Genomic DNA, 17872 nt, shown 5'->3' with positions numbered 1-17872 from the left:
ACCAATGAAAAGTTTACTCAAATATATTTTACCTGTTGTTTTATTTTTGTTTTTACAGTCGTGCAGCCGGGCTGATGAGAATGATGACGTCTTCACGCAGGAGGAAATCTCGGCCATTGAGCTTACGGTAGTGGATGAACTGAGTGGGGCTTCCAGTACTTACACTTATATCGCCAACTCTGCCTTCCAGCCTGAAATCTTACTGCAGGATGGCAGAAGCTACCTGGTTTCTGTGGCCTTCCGGAACGGAGCCGAAGACATTACTGATGAAATCATAGACGAAAGGGATGAGCATTTCCTGATCTTTGGATTTACTGATACAGATATCACACTTACAAGGTTGGATGATGATTTGAGGACAGACGGTAAGAGGCTAGGTGTAAAGAGCAGATGGCTGGTGAACAGCGCGGTGAACGGCGGTAACCCCAAACTGAATCTGGCATTGATACATGATGCTGCGGAAGTTTCTGAAGCTCAGAACGGCACTGCCTGGGGCAGCGTAACGGGAGGCGAGACAGATGCCCTCACCATTTTTGGTATTACCGACTGATTTTTAGCATTTTTTAGCATGGAAATGCCAAATCTTTATCAAATAAAATTCATACTTTTGCAACTCTAAAAATTTCGATATAACAATGAATGTAACAGCAAAAAACCACGATGAGGTTAGTGCTTTACTTACCGTAACGGTAGACAGAGCAGATTATAAAGACAAGGTAGAAAAACAACTTCACAACTACGCGAAAAATGCACAGGTACCCGGTTTCAGAAAAGGTAAGGTGCCTATGAGCCTGGTGAAGAGACAATATGAAGCTCCTATCGCCTTTGAAGAGATCAATAAGTTGGTTAACGACAGTCTGAACAATTACATCAACGAAAATAATTTAAAAATGGTGGGCCAGCCGGTTCCGCTTCCGGTAAATGATTTTGACCATACTGCGGAGCAGCTTTCAGTTGCCTTTGAAGTAGGTTACGAGCCGGAAATGACCATTGACCTTTCCAAATATGAAGCCCCTCACTACAAAGTAGAGGCGTCTGACAAGGAAATTACTAAGTCCATCGAAAACATGCAGAAGCGTTTCGCCGAGCAGGTTCCTCAGGATGATATCACTGAAGACAGCTTTATCGCACTTGAAATCACCCAGGTAGTTGAAGAAGATGCTGAAGGTGCGCATAATCACCCACCAAAGAATGTTACCATCAATGCGGAAAGCAAGGAGGCATTTGAACTGGTTAAATCCCTTAAAATGGATGGTTCTGTAAAGGTATCTAAAGCTGATCTTACTGAAAAGGAAGAACTGGCCAAGCAGTTGGGCTTCAGCAAAGCTGAAATCGAGCATTTGCACCACGATGAGGTAGAAGTGAAAGTGAAAGATTTTTACGGACTGAACAATCACGAACTGAACCAGGAGCTTTTTGATAAAGTGTATGGCGAGGGAAACATTAAGTCTGAAGAAGAACTTAAGGAAAAAGTAAAGTCTGAACTTGACGAGTATTTCCAGCAGAACGCGGATATCCATTTCGTAAACAATATCCTGGAGCAGATCACAGAGAAAGAAGAGGTTCAGCTACCTGAAGCTTTCCTTGCCAAGTGGTTGGTATTCAGCAATGAGAACATCAAGACTGAAGAGCAGGCAAAAGGAGTACTGGAAAATGAAAGAGCTGCAATCAAGCACCAGATCATCGAAGGTAAACTGATGAATGACAACGAAATTAAACTGGATTACGAAGATGTGTTGGCTCAGGCTGAACAGTTGGTAAGAAACCAGTTGGCCATCTACGGAATTCACCACCTTCCGGATGAAGAGGTACAGAAATATGCTGTAGAAATGCTGAAAGACCAGGAGCAGGTAAGACAGATCTCTTCAGAAGTTGCCATGGCAAAACTTAAGGATGTAATCCTTGAAAAAGCGACTAAGACTGAAACGCCTATTTCTCATGACGAGTTTATGGAATTGGTAAAGCAGGGATAATATCCTTCTGAGCTTAAGATAAAAATCCGTGCGGCAGTTTACTGCCGCACGGATTTATTTTGTAAAAATTATCAGTTTGCTAAAAGCTGAAGTGCTGCAAATCCCTGTTTTCCACAAGATATTCCTCAAGCCTGCCCAGTTCCTTATTAGAGATAAAGATTTCCAGTGTGAGGGTGAGGCTCTCGCCGTCTTTTTCCAGGCCTATCTCGTTGGCTTCGCGAGCGATCTTTCCAATCTCATTTACAATGCCGGATTTACCGGAGAATTTTTCAGATGATATCTTCATTTTCAGGATTTTGCTGTGGTGCTGCGGCATCATGCGGCTGGTAAAGTATTTGGCCAGGTTGATCACGATCATGGCCGCGGCCAAGAATGTGAAAGCCATATAAATCTCGCCGAAACCGATAGACATCCCCACCGCAGCTGCAATCCAGATTACGCCTGCCGTGGTTAGGCCGTACACATTGAAACCTTCCTTGAAAATGACCCCCGCGCCCAGAAAGCCAATGCCGCTCACGATGTATGAGGCTATCCGGGTAGGGTCGCCAATGCCCGCAAGTTTGTAGGACAAAATTGAAAACAGGGTAGAGCCCAGACAGATTACCGTGATGGTTTTCAAACCGGCAGATTTATCCTTCATTTCCCGCTCAAAGCCCAGGATCAGACCTGCGGCTACAGAGAAAAGGGCTTTATATACATCAAAAAGTTCAAAATGTACAGACATCAATGGGTTTTAAATTGTTTTCAGCTGAATTCCTTTTTCCATTCCTCAGCAGCTTCAGACAGTGTAAGGTAGAAATCTTCGCCATACTTGCGGATAAGTGGAGTTTTCAGGAATTTGTAAACAGGTACCTGCAATTCTTTGCCCAAAACGCACGCATCACTGCAAATTGGCCACTCATGATAGTTCAGCGCTGTAAAAGTGGAGTATTCAGTTACACGGATTGGGTAAAGATGGCAGGAAATAGGTTTTTGCCAAACCACGGCGCCGTCCTCATACGCTTTCTCGATTCCGCACTTGGTTATTCCTCTTTCGTCAAAGATTACGTAGGCACATTCGGCACCGTTTACCATCGGAGTCACATAATCGCCGTCATGCGGGTCTATGGTCCAGGTTCCCTGTTCCTCCAGTGCCTGTACGCCCTCAGGTCTCAGGTAAGGTTTTACCTTATCAAAAATATCTTCCAGAATTTTAGTCTCCTCCTTATCCAGTGGTGCACCTACATCGCCTTCTACGCAGCAGGCACCTTTACATTTGGTTAGGTTACAAACAAATTCCTCTGAAAAAATTTCCTCGGAAATCAATTTATCGTCAATCTGTATCATGTTCTAAAATAAAATTTATTGATAGCCGGCTATTTTAAAGGCAATCACGCATCCTATGATTACCCAGAGGCCCAGCTCTTTCTGCCACCCTCTTTTTGTGAAACGCAGAAAACGGCTTAATATGATGCTTGCCGGCAGGGCCAGCAGTAAAAGGTATTCGTAATGGTCGCCCATATACAGTACAACGGTGATAAGTTGGGCAGTGAAGAAGAGCAGCATAAAGGAATACTTGAACTTGCTGATTGGGCTTTTCTTGTTATAATGTATGAAATGATCGAATATGGCGTAGGCCATCATTAGAATTACCGGCAGGAGGTACAGTAACTGTCCGTAATCGTTGTGGAATTTAAAGGCTGTAAAGGGAAAGTAGGCTTCGTTCCACGAGTGGTTTCCCAGAAAGTACATCACCGAAAAGTAGCTCATGGCAATCAGGAAAACTCCGTAAAACAAACGGAAAATATGAAGGCCTATTCTGTTGGAGGTTCCCAATATATGCAACAGTGCAAATATAGCCATAGGCCAGGTGGCCGGCAGGAATATAAAATTTACAGCCAGAATAGCTCCTACAATCAGGTAAGATTTGCGCCGGAAATCATCGTTTGTGCTGGTCATGATGAGTATGAGAAAGGAGTTGGTGAAAAGCGCTGTGGCTATTCCGATATCGATACTTCCGGGAAAGAAGGCAAAGACAAAAAAGGTGTACAGGAAAAGTGGGAGGTGAGTCTGGTAGGTTAAACCGATGGTGTTGAACCCGAAATAGCCCAGTGCAATGCCGGCGACTGTAATAAGGGTGGGTATCAGCGATAAACTGTTGAGGCTAAAAACATTAAACGCAGTTACAGACAAAAGCAGGAAACCAATATAGACGGGGATTGAAAAAATATTGCTTTCTTTTGAAAGTAATCTGAACATTTTTCTTAAATTTGTGCAAAGTTAATCTAAAAAAGAAAATAATGACGTCTATATTCCTCTTCTTAAGCGATGTTTTCAAGTGGAGCTTCGGTTTTTTTGAAGCCTTCGGTTATCTGTTGAACTGGATACTTTTCATCGTTGCATCAATCATTTTTATATACTGGTGCTGGGAACTTGTAGTTCCTTTGGGAAATAACAAAGACCGGGATTACAAGACGCCGTCCAAAGTGATCCGTCCTTATTACGATCCTGAAGTTTACAAGAAAGGTTAAATAAATTGATTATAAATAAAAACCCGTTTTTCAAGGAAAAGCGGGTTTTTGTTTTTTGTTGAATTCTATATGCTGCCTCTATTTGTGACAGGGAATCACCAACACCGGAATGGGCGAACTTTTGGTAAGGTCCTTCGTGAGGCTGCCCACAAAGACATCATAGATACCGCTGCGTCCGTGCGAACCCATGACGATGTAGGAGGCATCTTTTTCCTCTGCATACTCGAGGATAATATCTCTTGCAATTCCCTGGCGAAGCAGGTGTTCGCATTCCACACCCTGAGAAATGATCAGCTGCTGCATGCGGTCCAGCTGTTTCAGTTCTTCATTGATTTCATTCTGCTCCACCTCAGGAAAATACTGGAAGCCCATATCACCTATGGCAAAACCAATATCAGACGGCGCTACATGTATCAGGAAAATTTTTCCGCGGTTTTCCTTCGCAAACTTTACGGCACCAGCAATAAGAACATCGGCTGTTTCTGTGAAATCGATCGGTAAAACAATATTAACCATAATGCTGAAATTTGTTCCTTAAAGTTAAGAAATTTTCGCAGAAAAGTCTCTGGTTTTACTGAATTCTTAGATCGATGACCCGATTTCCTTCCAAGAACGCTTCCAGAATGTCATTTTCTGCCACTTTTCCCACTCCTTTGGGGGTTCCGGTAAAAATCAGATCACCCTTTTTCAGTGTAAAATACTTGGAGACGAAGGCGATGATTTCTTCCGGTGAAAACAGCATCATGGATGTGTTGCCGGACTGTACCTCAGTTTTATTTTTGTTTAGTGAGAAGTTCAGGTTTTTAAGGTCAAAATCACCTTTCGGATAGAAGTTGGAAATAGCTGCAGCACCGTCGAAACCTTTGGCCAGTTCCCAGGGCAGGCCTTTTGCTTTCAGTTCACTCTGCAGGTCGCGGGCGGTAAAATCAATGCCCAGTCCAATCTCGTTAAAATAATCGCCGGCTCTTTCCTTCTGTATATACTTACCCACTTTTGAGATCTTCAGTACGACCTCCAGTTCATAGTGTACATCATCAGAAAACTCCGGGATATAGAAATCCAGTCCTTTTTTCAGCACCGCCGAATCGGGTTTTATAAAAATAACAGGACTTTCGGGTACATCATTGCCCAATTCTTTTGCGTGCTCTGCATAATTGCGGCCTATACAAATGATTTTCATAAGGTTCGGTAAATTTTAAGCTTTGAATTCATGATCACAGTAGTAGCAGTGATAGATATTGCTTTTGGCTTTTAGTGGCAGTCCCAGGAAGAGCAGCGAAATTCCGAAAAGTCCCCCGGGCGTTTCGTCGCGGTACAGGTGGTTGGAGCCGCACTTGGGGCAAATAAGGTCAAATTCGGGATCAGGAATGGTGTGTTCCACTTCAAGACGGGTTGCTTCATCCTCCAGAAAGTTCTCAAGAACCTCAGCGGCCTTTTCGCGCTCGTCTTCAAAAACCTGCAGCTGTATACCGCCCAGCGCCTGGGAGAGAAGCCAGTCGGACTGAATGGTCTGCTCATTGGCAATGAAACTTTCAATACCATGACTGGCCAGGATCTGTTTGTCGCGGTTGGCTTCTATGCTGTTGCTGTAAAATTTGAATTTAACCAGTGAAGGCATACTTCTAGAATTTGCTTCGGAGTTGGATGCCGGTCAGTACTTTTTTGGTGTACAGCGGGAAGTCGGCATTCTGTATCCAGCCGTAATAGCCCAGGTCTTTCTGGAAAACATCTTTCACCCGCTGACCTTTGTACTTCCCGAAGGTGAAAATTTCTTTCGCATCGTCATCAAATGCAATGAAGCCGGCCAGGTCTGCAAACCTCGAATGATGTGAAAACTCACTGAGTCCGGCAATTTCATTCGGCAGTTCCTCATAATGTGCTACCTGTGCGTCCAGTACCTCAAAGGTTGCAAGTACATCAGCCTCCGCCGAGTGTGCGTTGGTAAGTTCCTTGCGGCAGTAAAACTTATAGGCTGCTGTAAGGTTTCTGGGTTCCATTTTGTGAAAGATGGTTTGGGCGTCCACCAGCTTGAATTTATTCAGGTCAAAATCAATTCCTGCCCTCAACAGTTCTTCCGCCAGCAGCGGAACGTCAAACCTGTTGGAATTAAACCCGCCCAGGTCGCAACCCGTTATCATTTCCATTACTTTTGCGGAAATTTCCTCAAATTTCGGCGAATCCTTTACATCTTCATCGCTGATTCCATGTACGGCTGTAGATTCTTTCGGAATGTACATACCCGGATTCACGAGCCATGTCCGGCTTTCGCGTGAAGCATCGGGATAAACTTTCAGTATGCTGATCTCTACAATCCGGTCTTTCGCTACATTGGTTCCTGTAGTTTCCAGATCAAAGATACAGAGCGGTTTATATAGTTTTAAATTCATTGTCAGGGAGTTTGAGTTTATCTAAGCTGTTTCTGAAATATAAGGGATATCACCATATAATATACTACCGCCAGCGGAATACCCACGGTTCCAAATACCGCAAGCAGCAGAATCCCCCCAATGAGTAATGCGATCTTGGGATAATTGTCTGCCGGTTTCATCGATTTAAACTTCATGGCAATCATCTTCAGCGGACTCACAAGCAGCCACGATGAAAGTGCGGTGAGGAGCAGAAGCAGCATTGGGTTTTCAAAAAGAAAACTGAAACTGCCATTTTCCATATTGGCATAATAAAGTCCCAGGATCAGTACCGTGTTGGAGGGTGTGTTAAGTCCTTTGAAATAATATTTCTGCTCATCATCAATATTGAAAATAGCCAGGCGCAGGCAGGAGAAGACAGTGATGAAGAAAGCCAGATACTTAATTTCAAACGGCAGCATCAGCCCCATAAAATCGTAGCCAAAAGATTCCAGTGCTTTGTACATCACCACACCCGGGAGGAACCCGAAGCTCACCATATCCGCAAGGCTGTCCAGCTGGCCACCCAAATTGGAGGCCGTCTTCGTGAGCCTGGCAATGAAGCCGTCGAAAAAATCAAGTAAAAGGCTGATGATGATGCAGACCGCCGCATTACCGTAATTACCTTCCAGCAACTGGATTACTCCTATGGAACCCGAAAAAAGATTCCCAAGCGTAAATATGTTAGCCAGGTTTGTTCTTAGAAAACTCATATCCGCAAAAATAAGCTTTTTATCCGGTTGCGTTCTTTTTCCCCGCGATTTGCAGTCTGTCTTGAATGTTAATTTAATGTAAATTTGCCGCTATGAAATTTTTCAGGGAATTCAGGTCCGGGGAAGTGCTGGTACTGGCTTACAGGCTGCTGCTCGTGTATTTCTTTTATCAGGTGGCACGCGTGCTTTTCTGGTTTTATAACAAGGATCTTATTAAAGTAGACAGTTTTTATGATTATCTTAATATTGCTTACCGAGGTTTTGCTTTCGATACCACAGCTATTCTGTACGTAAATGCACTGTTTATCCTGCTGAGCCTTTTTCCGCTGGTAATTAATACCAAAGTTTACTATCAGAAAATGCTGTTCTGGGTATATTTTATTACCAATGGAATTGCTTACGGAATGAATTTCGGCGATTTTATTTATTACCGTTTCAGTCAGGCAAGGCTAACCACCGCGGCCATGCATGTGGCGCAGCATGAGACCAACCTGATGAAGGTGTTTTTTGTCTCTGTACTTCAGAATCCTTTTGTACTTGTATTATTTGCATTACTGATGGCACTTTGGGTTTGGCTGTACCGTAAAGTCAGGATCGCTGTGCGCAAACCTGTGAAGCTGATTCCTTATTTCCTGCTGTCCGTTATCGTATTATGTCTCACAGCGGTTTTGGCAGTGGGTGGTATTCGGGGCGACTTCCGGCATTCCACGCGCCCTATCAATCTGGTAGATGCGAACAGGCATGTAAAAAATCCTGTTCAGGCCAATCTCGTGCTAAACAGTGTTTTTTCGTTCTTCCGGACACTGGGCAGCAATAACTTCGAAGTTGTCAAGTTTGTTGATGACGATTTTATTCAGCAAAATGTTCATCCCTATAAGCAATATTCACGGCAGGTAACCAACCGTCCTAATATCGTGATACTGATTGTAGAGTCTTTCGGTAGGGAATATTCCGGCGCCTTTAACAGGCATAAAAATATCAGTGACTTTGTTTCATATACACCCTTTATAGACAGCCTGGCCGCCGGAAGTCTTATTTTTCCGAATTCCTATGCAAACGGGCGTCAGTCTATTCATGGGATGAGCAGTATACTCGCCGGTATTCCAAGTCTTACAGATGCATTTACGAGCTCCCCATATTCCAACCAGAAAATCCAGAGCATCGTTTCTGTGTGCAACGAACTGGGTTATAATACCTCTTTCTATCACGGTGCTCCCAATGGCTCCATGGGTTTCCAGGGTTTTGCCGGTATATTGGGTTTTAAGGATTATTTCGGCAAGAACGAATACAATAACGACGCGGACTTTGACGGTATGTGGGCGATCTGGGACGAGCCCTTTCTACAGTATTTTGCCAATAACACAGGCAGGACGCAGCCGTTTATGTCAACAGTGTTCACGGCTTCATCACATCATCCTTTCACTGTTCCCGAAAAATATAAGGATAAGTTCCGCCCCGGCTCCGTAGAGATGCACATCCCGATGCAGTATACGGACATGGCGATCCGGAAATATTTCGATACAGTAAAAAACAAGCCCTGGTTTAAGAATACCATCTTCGTCATAACCGGCGACCATCCCAATAAAGTTCATTATCCCGAGTACGAAAAAATGATGAACCGTTTTGCTGTACCTATCCTGTTTTACTCACCCAATCCGGAATATAGGCTGAAAGGAGTTAATATGGAGCTGGCACAACAGATGGATATTTACCCAACACTGGCCGATCTAATAGGATATAACAGAAAAATCCGGAGCTGGGGCAGGAGCCTTGTATCGGAGCAGCGGTTCGAACCCTTTATCGTAAATTCCGATGCGGTGAACAACCAGATTATGACCAATGACTATATCTACAGGTTTAACGGCAGGGAAGTGGAGGGAATTTACGATGTTACTGACCTTAATCTTGAGCACAACCTGAAGGGTACGGTAACTAACAGTAAGACTGCCGCCGGTGAACTTTTGGTGAAGGCCTGGTATCAGGATTATATGGACCGTGTGATAAACCGGAAGCTGAACTAAGGTTTTTATATGAACAGAATAATAAAAAAGTTGGAGCTTAACATTTTTTGATTATTTTTATCAAAAGATAACTCAATACAAAAAATACTTATAGAATATGAAAAAGTTTGCTCTCGCTTTCGCCGCCCTATTCGTGGGTGTCCTTTCTTTTGCACAGATTGAAGGTAAATGGAAAACCATAGACGATGAAACCGGCAAGGCCAAGTCCATTGTCGAGATTACAAAGAATTCAAAAGGCCAGTACGTAGGTAAGATCGTGCAGCTGTTGGCCAAGCCCGAAAATAATACCTGTGTGAAATGTACCGACGACCGTAAGAACAAACCTCTAATTGGCCTCGAAATCATCCGCGGACTGAATAAGGACGGCAATGAATTTACAGGTGGAACCATTACGGATCCCAAAAGTGGCAAGACTTATAAATGTACCATTAAAAGGGAAGGCGATAAGCTGAATGTGCGCGGCTACGTAGGTTTTTCACTTATTGGCAGAACCCAGACATGGCATAAAGTAAACTGATCACTTATTGCGATATAATAATCATACAGGGCCCGTGCCCTGTTTTTTTGTTTAAGGATTCAATAAAAAATCAGTAATTTTGTGCTCTAATAAATTAAAGCAACTATGGCAGAATATACTTTCCGCGAAGTGATTGCGCAGGCAATGAGCGAGGAAATGCGTAAAGACGAATCCATTTTTTTGATGGGTGAAGAGGTGGCAGAATACAACGGAGCTTATAAGGCTTCCAAAGGTATGCTTGATGAATTTGGTGCTAAAAGGGTAATTGATACTCCAATTGCAGAACTCGGTTTTACAGGTATTGCAGTTGGTGCCGCAATGAACGGTAACCGCCCCATCGTGGAATACATGACCTTCAACTTTGCCATGGTAGGTATTGATCAGATTATTAATAATGCAGCCAAGATACGCCAGATGAGTGGTGGCCAGTGGAACTGTCCTATCGTCTTCCGCGGACCTACGGCCTCGGCCGGCCAGCTTGGAGCTACGCACAGCCAGGCTTTTGAGTCGTGGTATGCCAACTGTCCCGGACTTAAGGTAGTGGTACCGTCCAACCCTTACGACGCAAAAGGCCTTCTGAAATCTGCTATTCAGGACAATGATCCTGTAATCTTCATGGAGTCCGAGCAGATGTATGGCGACAAAATGGAAATTCCTGAGGAGGAATATTATCTGCCTATAGGAAAAGCCGATATTAAGAGAGAAGGCAGTGATGTCACACTTGTGTCGTTTGGAAAAATTATGAAACTGGCCATGCAGGCGGCCGAGGACATGGAAAAAGAAGGTATTTCAGTTGAAGTAATTGATCTTAGAACGGTTCGTCCGCTGGATTATGACACAGTCCTGAACTCTGTGAAAAAAACCAACCGTCTTGTAATTTTGGAAGAAGCGTGGCCATTTGGTTCCGTAGCTACTGAGATTACTTATATGGTACAACAGAAAGCATTTGATTATCTGGATGCACCCATCAAGAGAATAACAACTCCGGATGCACCGGCCCCTTATTCTTCCGCACTTTTTGCAGAATGGTTCCCCAAACTGGAAACCGTGAAAGCCGAAATTAAGAAAGCCATGTACATCAAGGCATAAAATAGATAAAAACTCTCGAAAGGGAGTTTTTTCATTTATAAATAGTCATGAAAACAGGCGGTTAAATAGAATACCTTTGCCGATATTTTTTTTGAAATGGATGCATTAAACGGTGGTCATCATTTTGATCTTAAGAAACTCTCATTTATGGGAGTTTTGGTTTCTCTGGGTATCGTTTTTGGCGATATCGGAACATCTCCGCTGTATGTGATGAAAGCCATAGTGGGTGCGCGCGAGGATTCGGCCACGCTTCCTTTGGATGAATACATAGAAGGCGCACTGTCCTGCATCATCTGGACCCTCACACTGCAGACAACGCTGAAATATGTGATTATTGCACTAAGAGCAGATAATAAGGGTGAAGGAGGAATCCTGGCGCTCTATTCTCTTGTTAAAAAATTCCGGAAGCGCTGGTTGTACCTCATTGCCATTATAGGCGGTGCCACACTTGTGGCCGACAGTGTAATGACACCTTCGCTCACCGTAATGTCGGCCATAGAAGGGCTCAAGATCTATAATCCCGAAACACCTGTAGTCTTCATCACGTGTGGAATCCTGCTCGTCATTTTCGTGGTGCAGCAATTCGGCACGAGTTTCATAGGTAAATTCTTTGGCCCGGTGATGGTGATCTGGTTCCTGGCACTGGGCATTTTTGGTTCGCTCCACATCTCGGATCACATTGAAATATTCAAATCATTTAATCCGTATTATGGCTATCAGCTTATCACACACTCACCCAGTGCGATTATTATTTTGGGTGCCGTCTTTCTTTGTACTACAGGAGCTGAAGCACTTTATTCAGACCTTGGTCACTGTGGAATAAAGAACATCCGAGTAAGCTGGATCTTCGTAAAGCTGATGCTTATTCTGAATTATTTGGGACAGGGTGCCTGGCTGCTGGACAATATTGATACCGTTCAGGCAAAAGGCCTCAATCCTTTTTTCGCAATCATGCCGGAATACCTTATCCTTCCGGGTGTGGTTCTGGCGTCGGCCGCTGCAATTATTGCAAGTCAGGCAGTAATTACAGGTTCCTTTACCATGTTTACCGAGGCCATGTCGATTAATTTCTGGCCTAACCAAAAGATTGATTATCCATCTGGTGTGAAAGGTCAAATGTACATTCCACGCATTAACTGGGGTCTGCTACTTATGTGCATCATTGTGGTACTCTATTTTCAGGAGTCCGGGAAAATGGAAGCTGCCTACGGCCTTACCATCACCATAACCATGCTGATGACCACCGTACTGCTGCTGTTCTGGTTGAGGCGGAGACGAGTACATCCTTTACTTATGTTGCTTTTCGGCGGAACTTACCTGTTCATTGAACTTGGTTTTTTCAGTGCGAATGTCATTAAGTTTTTTGAAGGCGGCTGGCTGACAATAGTACTTGGTGGATTCATCGGCGTTTGCATGTATGCCTGGTACAATGGCCGCCGCATCAAGAACAACTTCATAAAATTTGTAAGTTTTGACAAATATGTCCCGATTATCAAGGAAATGAAACTTGATGAGACTATCCCTAAATATGCTACCAACCTGGCCTATCTGAGCCGTGCGAAACGTGAAAATGAGATAGAGGCAAAAATCATTTATTCCATCCTTCGCCGACAGCCTAAACGTGCAGACCATTACTTTATCCTCAATATCGTAAATCAGGAAGATCCTTTCACCTTTAAATACTCGGTGGAGGAAATTGTAGCAGGCACCATTTACAGGGTGAACTTCATGCTGGGTTTCAAGGTTGACCGCAGGATCAATGACTATTTCGATGATGTGCTGAAAGACCTCATGGAAGAAGGTGTGATCCCGTCCCGAAGCAGCCATCCTTCGCTGCGGGCACATAATATTCCGCCCGACCTTAAGTATGTGATCATCGACAATACTTACATTAATGATACCTTGCTTACGATCAAAGAAAAAATCACCCTCAATATCTACAACTTCGTAAAATATATTGGCAGCGACGATTTCAAGACGTGGGGAGTTTCCCCGCATAATGTGGTCGTAGAGTCGGCGCCTCTCCTGGACCAGGATATTATCGTGAAGAAAATTCAGCAGGTAGAATTTAAAAGGTCCGAAGGCTGATAGCCTACGCTTCCACACTGTTTTTCAGAGTCAAAGAAAAAAATGATAAATTTGCAGCAAACAGCAGCAATGGATTCCGTACAGAAAGAAAAGAATGTAGAACAGATTAAAGATGTACTTAGGCAGTACCTTCAGGAAAAGGGTTTCCGGAATACGCCGGAACGTTACACCATTCTGGAGGAAATCTATACCCTGGACCATCATTTCAATGTCGATGATCTGTATCTGCTGATGATGCAGAAGAAGTATCACGTATCCAAAGCCACGATTTACAATACTATAGAGATTTTTCTGGATGCCGGTCTCATACGCAAGCACCAGTTTGGCGAAAAAACCCTGAGCACTTCCTCCTACGAGAAATCCTATTTTGATAAGCAGCACGATCACCTCGTTATCTACAAGCGCGACTCTGATAAGGAGATTGCCGAAATCATTGAGTTCTGCGATCCCAGGATCCAGGGAATCAAGCAGTCCATTGAGGAGGCATTTGGTGTAAATATTGATTCTCACTCGCTTTACTTCTACGGCACCAAAAAAGATTGATGAAGAAATATTTTGCTGTTTTTCTCTTTGCCTCTGTGCAGCTTCTGGCGCAAATTACCACCAGACCTACGGATCCTCTTGTAAAGGATCCCTTTTTCAGTCAGCAGCAGGCCCAGCAAAAGCAGGGGGAGAAGGTAAAGCTTGTTCACGCCGATTTTGTTAAAAAAGATCCCGCCAAATTTAACGGTAATACTTTCTTTGAAGGTAATGTACAGTTTGATCATCAGGGATCTGTTGTGACCTCCACTTTCGTGATCTGGTATGAAAAGGAGAATTTTGTAAAAGCAGTGGGAAATGTAAAGCTCCGCAATGCCGACGGTTCTGTAATTACTGCCCAGGAAATGGAATACGACGGCAATACGCAGCGCGGTATCGCCAAAAAGGATGTGGTCCTTACTGATCCCAAACAGACCATCCGTACGGAAACCCTTTATTATGACAGGATTTCCAATAAAGCCTATTTCAATACCGGTGGTACCATCACGGACGGTCAGGGAATTATGTATGCTAAATCAGCTACCTATAATATCGCTACAAAACTCATCGACTTTACAGGTAATGTAAAGATTGAAAACAACCAGTATATCGTGGACGGCACCAATATCGTGCAGAACCAGAATACCAATGTCGCTACTTTCAACGGTCCTACAACCATCATCAACAGGGATAACCCGTCCAACAGGGTGTACACCGAGAGCGGCACCTATAACCAGAACACAAAGGAAGTTTGGCTCAACAAAAACTCCACGATTTACTATAACAACAAAACCCTTGTTGGCGACAAGATGTACTACAACCAAATCACAGGTTTTGGTACCGCAACCGGAAATGTTACCCTTAACGACCCACAGGAACGCCGCTATATAAAAGGTGGTTATGGCGACATTTATGAGAAAATCGATTCGGCCATGGTCACGGAAAAAGCTTACGCTGTGAAAATCCTGGAGAAAGACTCTATTTACTTTTCGGCAAACCGTATTCTGGCCTACCAGAAAATGGACTCAATGAATATAAAGAAGAGTTTCCTGCGGGCGTACCGCCAGGCAAGGTTTTTCAAATCCAATATACAGTCCCGGTCAGATTCTTTAAGTTTCAATGAAACCGATGGCGTGCTGCACCTCGCGGGCAGCCCAATTGCCTGGAGCGGTGCCAAACAGGTGTCCGGCGATAAGATTGAAGCCTATTTCGATACTGAAAATGAGTACATCGACTCGCTGAAGGTCATTGGAAACGCTTTTGCCATCAGTAAAGCCGATTCACTGAACCTAAAAGACGAATTCAACCAGGTGAAAGGTAAGCTGATGACCGTTTACTATAAGGAAAATGAGGTGAATCTGGCCAATGTCATCGGTAATGCGCAGGCCGTCACTTATGCCGACGATGAAAATGAGAAAACGCGTGAAACCGAAAGGATCGGTGTAGCACTTTCTACCTGTGGCATCATCGAAGCCCTTTTTGAAGAGCGCAGAGTACAGATCATTTCCTGCAATATTGGTGCTTTAACAGACATTTATCCCATGAGCAAGATCTCCAACGAGATGAGGTTTCTGCAGGGTTTCAACTGGAATACCAAAGACCGCCTGCTAAAGTGGCAGGACATTTTTGTGGACACGCCCAATTATGAAGAAGTCCAATATACCGAAGACAACCCACTTTTTGATGCGGCACAGGCCGAAATTGACCGTGCCCGTGCGGCTGAGGAAGCCAAAAAGCCGAAGCGCGTCCGGAGGTAAGGAGTATTATCTTTTTTCTTTGCCCTTTGCCTTTTGTCTTTTGTCTTTATTCAGGGCGCCTTTTTCCGCCCTCCGTTCCCGCTTTTTTATTCCGCTTTGCTCCATAAAAAGAGCTCCACTCAGGTCGGGGCGCAACCAATTGCTTCCACAATAGGATATTTCCTCTATCTTAGTTCTTATGAAACTGCTACAGGTATTTCTTGTAATCCTTTCCGTTTACGCTTCGGCGCAGAACTTCAATGTTTATGTTGTTGGCGAAAATATCACCTATGATAAATAAGGACCGTCAGTTTTTTTTAGGTACCATCAAGACGAGATTGGTCCTTGAGTAATTAAGAAGTTTTTCTGTAAACAGGTAACCTCCTTTATAATCTATCGTTGCACTTTCTACAATATAATTTTTACCTTTATCCAAAAGCGGCAATAAGGCATCGGCAAGTGCCTTTCTCTTGTCCAGTCCTACATCTGCACTGATACTCAGTAAATTTGCCGGCGCCTCTTTCACTTTTACTGTTACCTCCGTTGCGCTTCTTTTTTTTCGACGGTTATAGAAATCACAGGTTATAAATATATTTTCACTCGCTTTTCTCGCACCCACGTAAATTGTCTTCAACTTGGGAAGTGTGATAGTTTCCACATGAGTGAAAAGGAGCTTTCCAGTTGTTCCTTTTTCCATTTTGAAGTTGTGGCGGAGATTAAGCTTCGAATCGAAAAGGACAGCATCTGAGCCGTCTGCTGTAAAAAGAAGTTCATACGAATTGTCCTTAGAATTAATAAGTGACTGGCCGGTTCCTACAAACCATGACGGTTGTATGCGCTGCGTCTCTGTCGTTATTATATAGTCAAACCTATATTCCTGAGCATGCAAACTAAGACTTAGGAGAACTGAAAAAATGATAATTAGACTTTTCATAGTTAGAAGCAAACATACGTATTTGAAAAGTAACCGGGAATGCGTTAGCCTCATAAATATTTGTCAAAGTTCAATACCGTTACTAGCTTAGATTGCACGTACCAAAGCGGCGGTTTTTCTTATTTTTGCCCCATGCAAAACGATTTCTTTAAATATCAGGCGCAAACCACCCAATTCGCTGCCGGTTTCGAAGTGGAAAAGGCGGAAGGAAGCTATATTTACGGCAAAGACGGCCGGAAATACCTGGATTTTGTGGCCGGAGTTTCTGCCAATACTTTGGGTCATTCACATCCCAAAATCATATCAGCTATAAAGGAGCAGGCTGATAAATACCTGCACGTCATGGTCTACGGCGAATATGCTCAGGAAATGCCCGTGAAACTTTGCAAACTCCTGGCAGACGCAACGCCCGCTCCGCTGGAAGTCACTTACCTCGTAAACTCGGGAGCCGAAGCGATAGATGGCGCCCTGAAACTGGCCAAAAGATATACGGGAAGGGAAGAGATCGTTTCATTTCACAACTCCTACCACGGGAATACCCACGGCGCACTTTCTGTTTCCGGTAACGAATACCACAAACGGGAATTCCGGCCGCTGCTGCCTTTGGTAGACTTCATCGAGTTTAATAAAGAAGAAGATCTGGAGAATATTACACACAAAACGGCCTGCGTTATTCTGGAAACGATTCAGGGGGCCGCCGGATTTCTGCTTCCTGAACCCGATTATCTGAAGAAACTGAAAGCCCGTTGCGAAGAGGTGGGCGCACTTTTGATCCTGGACGAAATCCAGCCGGGTTTCGGCAGGACAGGAAAACTTTTTGCTTTCGAACCTTACGGTATTGTGCCTGATATCCTGGTTATGGGCAAAGGCATGGGCGGAGGCGTACCGGTAGGCGCTTTCATGAGTTCACGCAAAATAATGGAAAGTCTGTCGCACTCGCCGAAATTGGGACATATTACAACCTTTGGCGGAAATCCGCTAATTGCGGCGGCCAGTCATGCTACCTTAAAGGAGGTTCTTGAGAGTGGACTGATGGCTGAGGTCGCCGAAAAGGAAAAACTCTTCCGCGAACTTTTGATTCATCCAAAAATTAAAAACATTAACGGAAAAGGGTTGATGCTGGCGGTAAATCTGGGTGACCCCGGATATACCCTTCAGGTGGCAAGACGCTGCATGGAAAAGGGACTTGTCGTATTCTGGCAGCTTTACCGCAATGAATACCTCAGGATTTCCCCACCCTTAACTTTAAGTTTTGATGAAATTCGCCTCGGTTGCCAAATAATTACCGACGTTTTGAATGAAGCGTAGAAAAATCATATCCATTCTGTTGCATGGTTGCGTTTTTAATTTATATATTGCGCAACAAT

19 protein-coding genes are annotated in these 17872 nt (G+C 43.9%); 10 read left to right on the top strand and 9 right to left on the bottom strand.

Features of this window, described 5'->3' with window-relative positions:
* Positions 1-4 precede the first annotated feature (4 nt).
* Positions 5-550, top strand: coding sequence for a hypothetical protein (locus tag F7R58_RS09710; RefSeq protein WP_158064726.1), 546 nt, complete (start codon positions 5-7; stop codon positions 548-550).
* Positions 551-635: 85 nt separating this feature from the next.
* Positions 636-1973 carry a trigger factor gene (locus F7R58_RS09705; protein WP_158064725.1) on the top strand — a complete coding sequence of 446 codons (1338 nt, stop codon included), beginning with the start codon at positions 636-638 and terminating at the stop codon, positions 1971-1973.
* A 79-nt stretch (positions 1974-2052) separates the two neighbouring features.
* On the opposite strand, the gene F7R58_RS09700 is transcribed toward F7R58_RS09705, so the two are convergent.
* Genes F7R58_RS09700 through F7R58_RS09690 form a run of 3 tightly spaced genes read right to left on the bottom strand, consistent with a single transcriptional unit; the run spans position 2053 to position 4211 of the window.
* Positions 2053-2697: an MgtC/SapB family protein gene (locus F7R58_RS09700; protein ID WP_158064724.1), complete on the bottom strand. Its 645-nt coding sequence runs from the start codon at positions 2695-2697 to the stop codon at positions 2053-2055.
* A gap of 20 nt (positions 2698-2717) precedes the next feature.
* Positions 2718-3299: a DUF3109 family protein gene (locus tag F7R58_RS09695; protein WP_158064723.1), complete on the bottom strand. Its 582-nt coding sequence runs from the start codon at positions 3297-3299 to the stop codon at positions 2718-2720.
* Between the two features lie 15 nt (positions 3300-3314).
* The gene (locus tag F7R58_RS09690; protein ID WP_158064722.1) at positions 3315-4211 is read right to left on the bottom strand and encodes a DUF6427 family protein; all 897 of its coding nucleotides are present in this window, start codon (positions 4209-4211) and stop codon (positions 3315-3317) included.
* A 41-nt stretch (positions 4212-4252) separates the two neighbouring features.
* On the opposite strand from F7R58_RS09690, the gene F7R58_RS09685 reads away from it, so the two are divergent.
* Positions 4253-4483: a hypothetical protein gene (locus F7R58_RS09685; RefSeq protein ID WP_158064721.1), complete on the top strand. Its 231-nt coding sequence runs from the start codon at positions 4253-4255 to the stop codon at positions 4481-4483.
* A gap of 78 nt (positions 4484-4561) precedes the next feature.
* Here F7R58_RS09685 and F7R58_RS09680 read toward each other — a convergent pair whose 3' ends face one another.
* The 5 genes from F7R58_RS09680 to F7R58_RS09660 are packed head-to-tail and all read right to left on the bottom strand — an operon-like array spanning position 4562 to position 7601.
* Positions 4562-4999 carry a universal stress protein gene (locus F7R58_RS09680; protein WP_158064720.1) on the bottom strand — a complete coding sequence of 146 codons (438 nt, stop codon included), beginning with the start codon at positions 4997-4999 and terminating at the stop codon, positions 4562-4564.
* A 55-nt stretch (positions 5000-5054) separates the two neighbouring features.
* A complete protein-coding gene (locus tag F7R58_RS09675; protein WP_158064719.1) occupies positions 5055-5663 on the bottom strand; it encodes a fumarylacetoacetate hydrolase family protein in 609 nt (202 codons plus the stop codon).
* A gap of 15 nt (positions 5664-5678) precedes the next feature.
* Positions 5679-6101, bottom strand: a complete 423-nt coding sequence (locus F7R58_RS09670; RefSeq protein ID WP_158064718.1) for a putative signal transducing protein — start codon at positions 6099-6101, stop codon at positions 5679-5681.
* A 4-nt stretch (positions 6102-6105) separates the two neighbouring features.
* Entirely contained in the window at positions 6106-6870 is a 765-nt protein-coding gene (locus F7R58_RS09665; RefSeq protein WP_158064717.1) for a 3'-5' exonuclease, read from the bottom strand.
* Positions 6871-6887: 17 nt separating this feature from the next.
* Positions 6888-7601 carry a CDP-alcohol phosphatidyltransferase family protein gene (locus tag F7R58_RS09660; protein ID WP_158064716.1) on the bottom strand — a complete coding sequence of 238 codons (714 nt, stop codon included), beginning with the start codon at positions 7599-7601 and terminating at the stop codon, positions 6888-6890.
* A gap of 92 nt (positions 7602-7693) precedes the next feature.
* On the opposite strand from F7R58_RS09660, the gene F7R58_RS09655 reads away from it, so the two are divergent.
* From F7R58_RS09655 to F7R58_RS09630, 6 genes are all read left to right on the top strand, one after another.
* The gene (locus tag F7R58_RS09655) at positions 7694-9622 is read left to right on the top strand and encodes an LTA synthase family protein (protein WP_158064715.1); all 1929 of its coding nucleotides are present in this window, start codon (positions 7694-7696) and stop codon (positions 9620-9622) included.
* A gap of 97 nt (positions 9623-9719) precedes the next feature.
* Positions 9720-10139, top strand: coding sequence for a DUF2147 domain-containing protein (locus tag F7R58_RS09650; RefSeq protein WP_158064714.1), 420 nt, complete (start codon positions 9720-9722; stop codon positions 10137-10139).
* Positions 10140-10244: 105 nt separating this feature from the next.
* Complete coding sequence (locus tag F7R58_RS09645) at positions 10245-11228, top strand: pyruvate dehydrogenase complex E1 component subunit beta (protein ID WP_158064713.1); 984 nt, start codon at positions 10245-10247, stop codon at positions 11226-11228.
* Between the two features lie 96 nt (positions 11229-11324).
* Positions 11325-13316: a KUP/HAK/KT family potassium transporter gene (locus F7R58_RS09640; protein ID WP_158064712.1), complete on the top strand. Its 1992-nt coding sequence runs from the start codon at positions 11325-11327 to the stop codon at positions 13314-13316.
* 69 nt (positions 13317-13385) lie between these two features.
* Complete coding sequence (locus F7R58_RS09635) at positions 13386-13859, top strand: Fur family transcriptional regulator (protein WP_158065461.1); 474 nt, start codon at positions 13386-13388, stop codon at positions 13857-13859.
* Positions 13859-15592 (top strand): OstA-like protein, encoded by a 1734-nt coding sequence (locus F7R58_RS09630; protein ID WP_158064711.1) that lies wholly within the window; start codon positions 13859-13861, stop codon positions 15590-15592. The genes F7R58_RS09635 and F7R58_RS09630 overlap by 1 nt, the downstream gene beginning before the upstream one ends.
* A gap of 286 nt (positions 15593-15878) precedes the next feature.
* On the opposite strand, the gene F7R58_RS09625 is transcribed toward F7R58_RS09630, so the two are convergent.
* Positions 15879-16505, bottom strand: a complete 627-nt coding sequence (locus F7R58_RS09625) for a hypothetical protein (protein ID WP_158064710.1) — start codon at positions 16503-16505, stop codon at positions 15879-15881.
* Between the two features lie 132 nt (positions 16506-16637).
* Here F7R58_RS09625 and F7R58_RS09620 point away from each other — a divergent pair, with 132 nt between their 5' ends.
* On the top strand, positions 16638-17813 hold the full coding sequence (locus F7R58_RS09620) for an aspartate aminotransferase family protein (RefSeq protein ID WP_158064709.1): 1176 nt from the start codon (positions 16638-16640) through the stop codon (positions 17811-17813).
* The last annotated feature ends 59 nt before the right edge of the window (positions 17814-17872 follow it).

Origin of the sequence: Chryseobacterium sp., assembly GCF_008831505.1 — a bacterium.
Lineage (GTDB): Bacteria > Bacteroidota > Bacteroidia > Flavobacteriales > Weeksellaceae > Marnyiella.
This window is presented reverse-complemented; position numbering and strand designations above follow the sequence as displayed.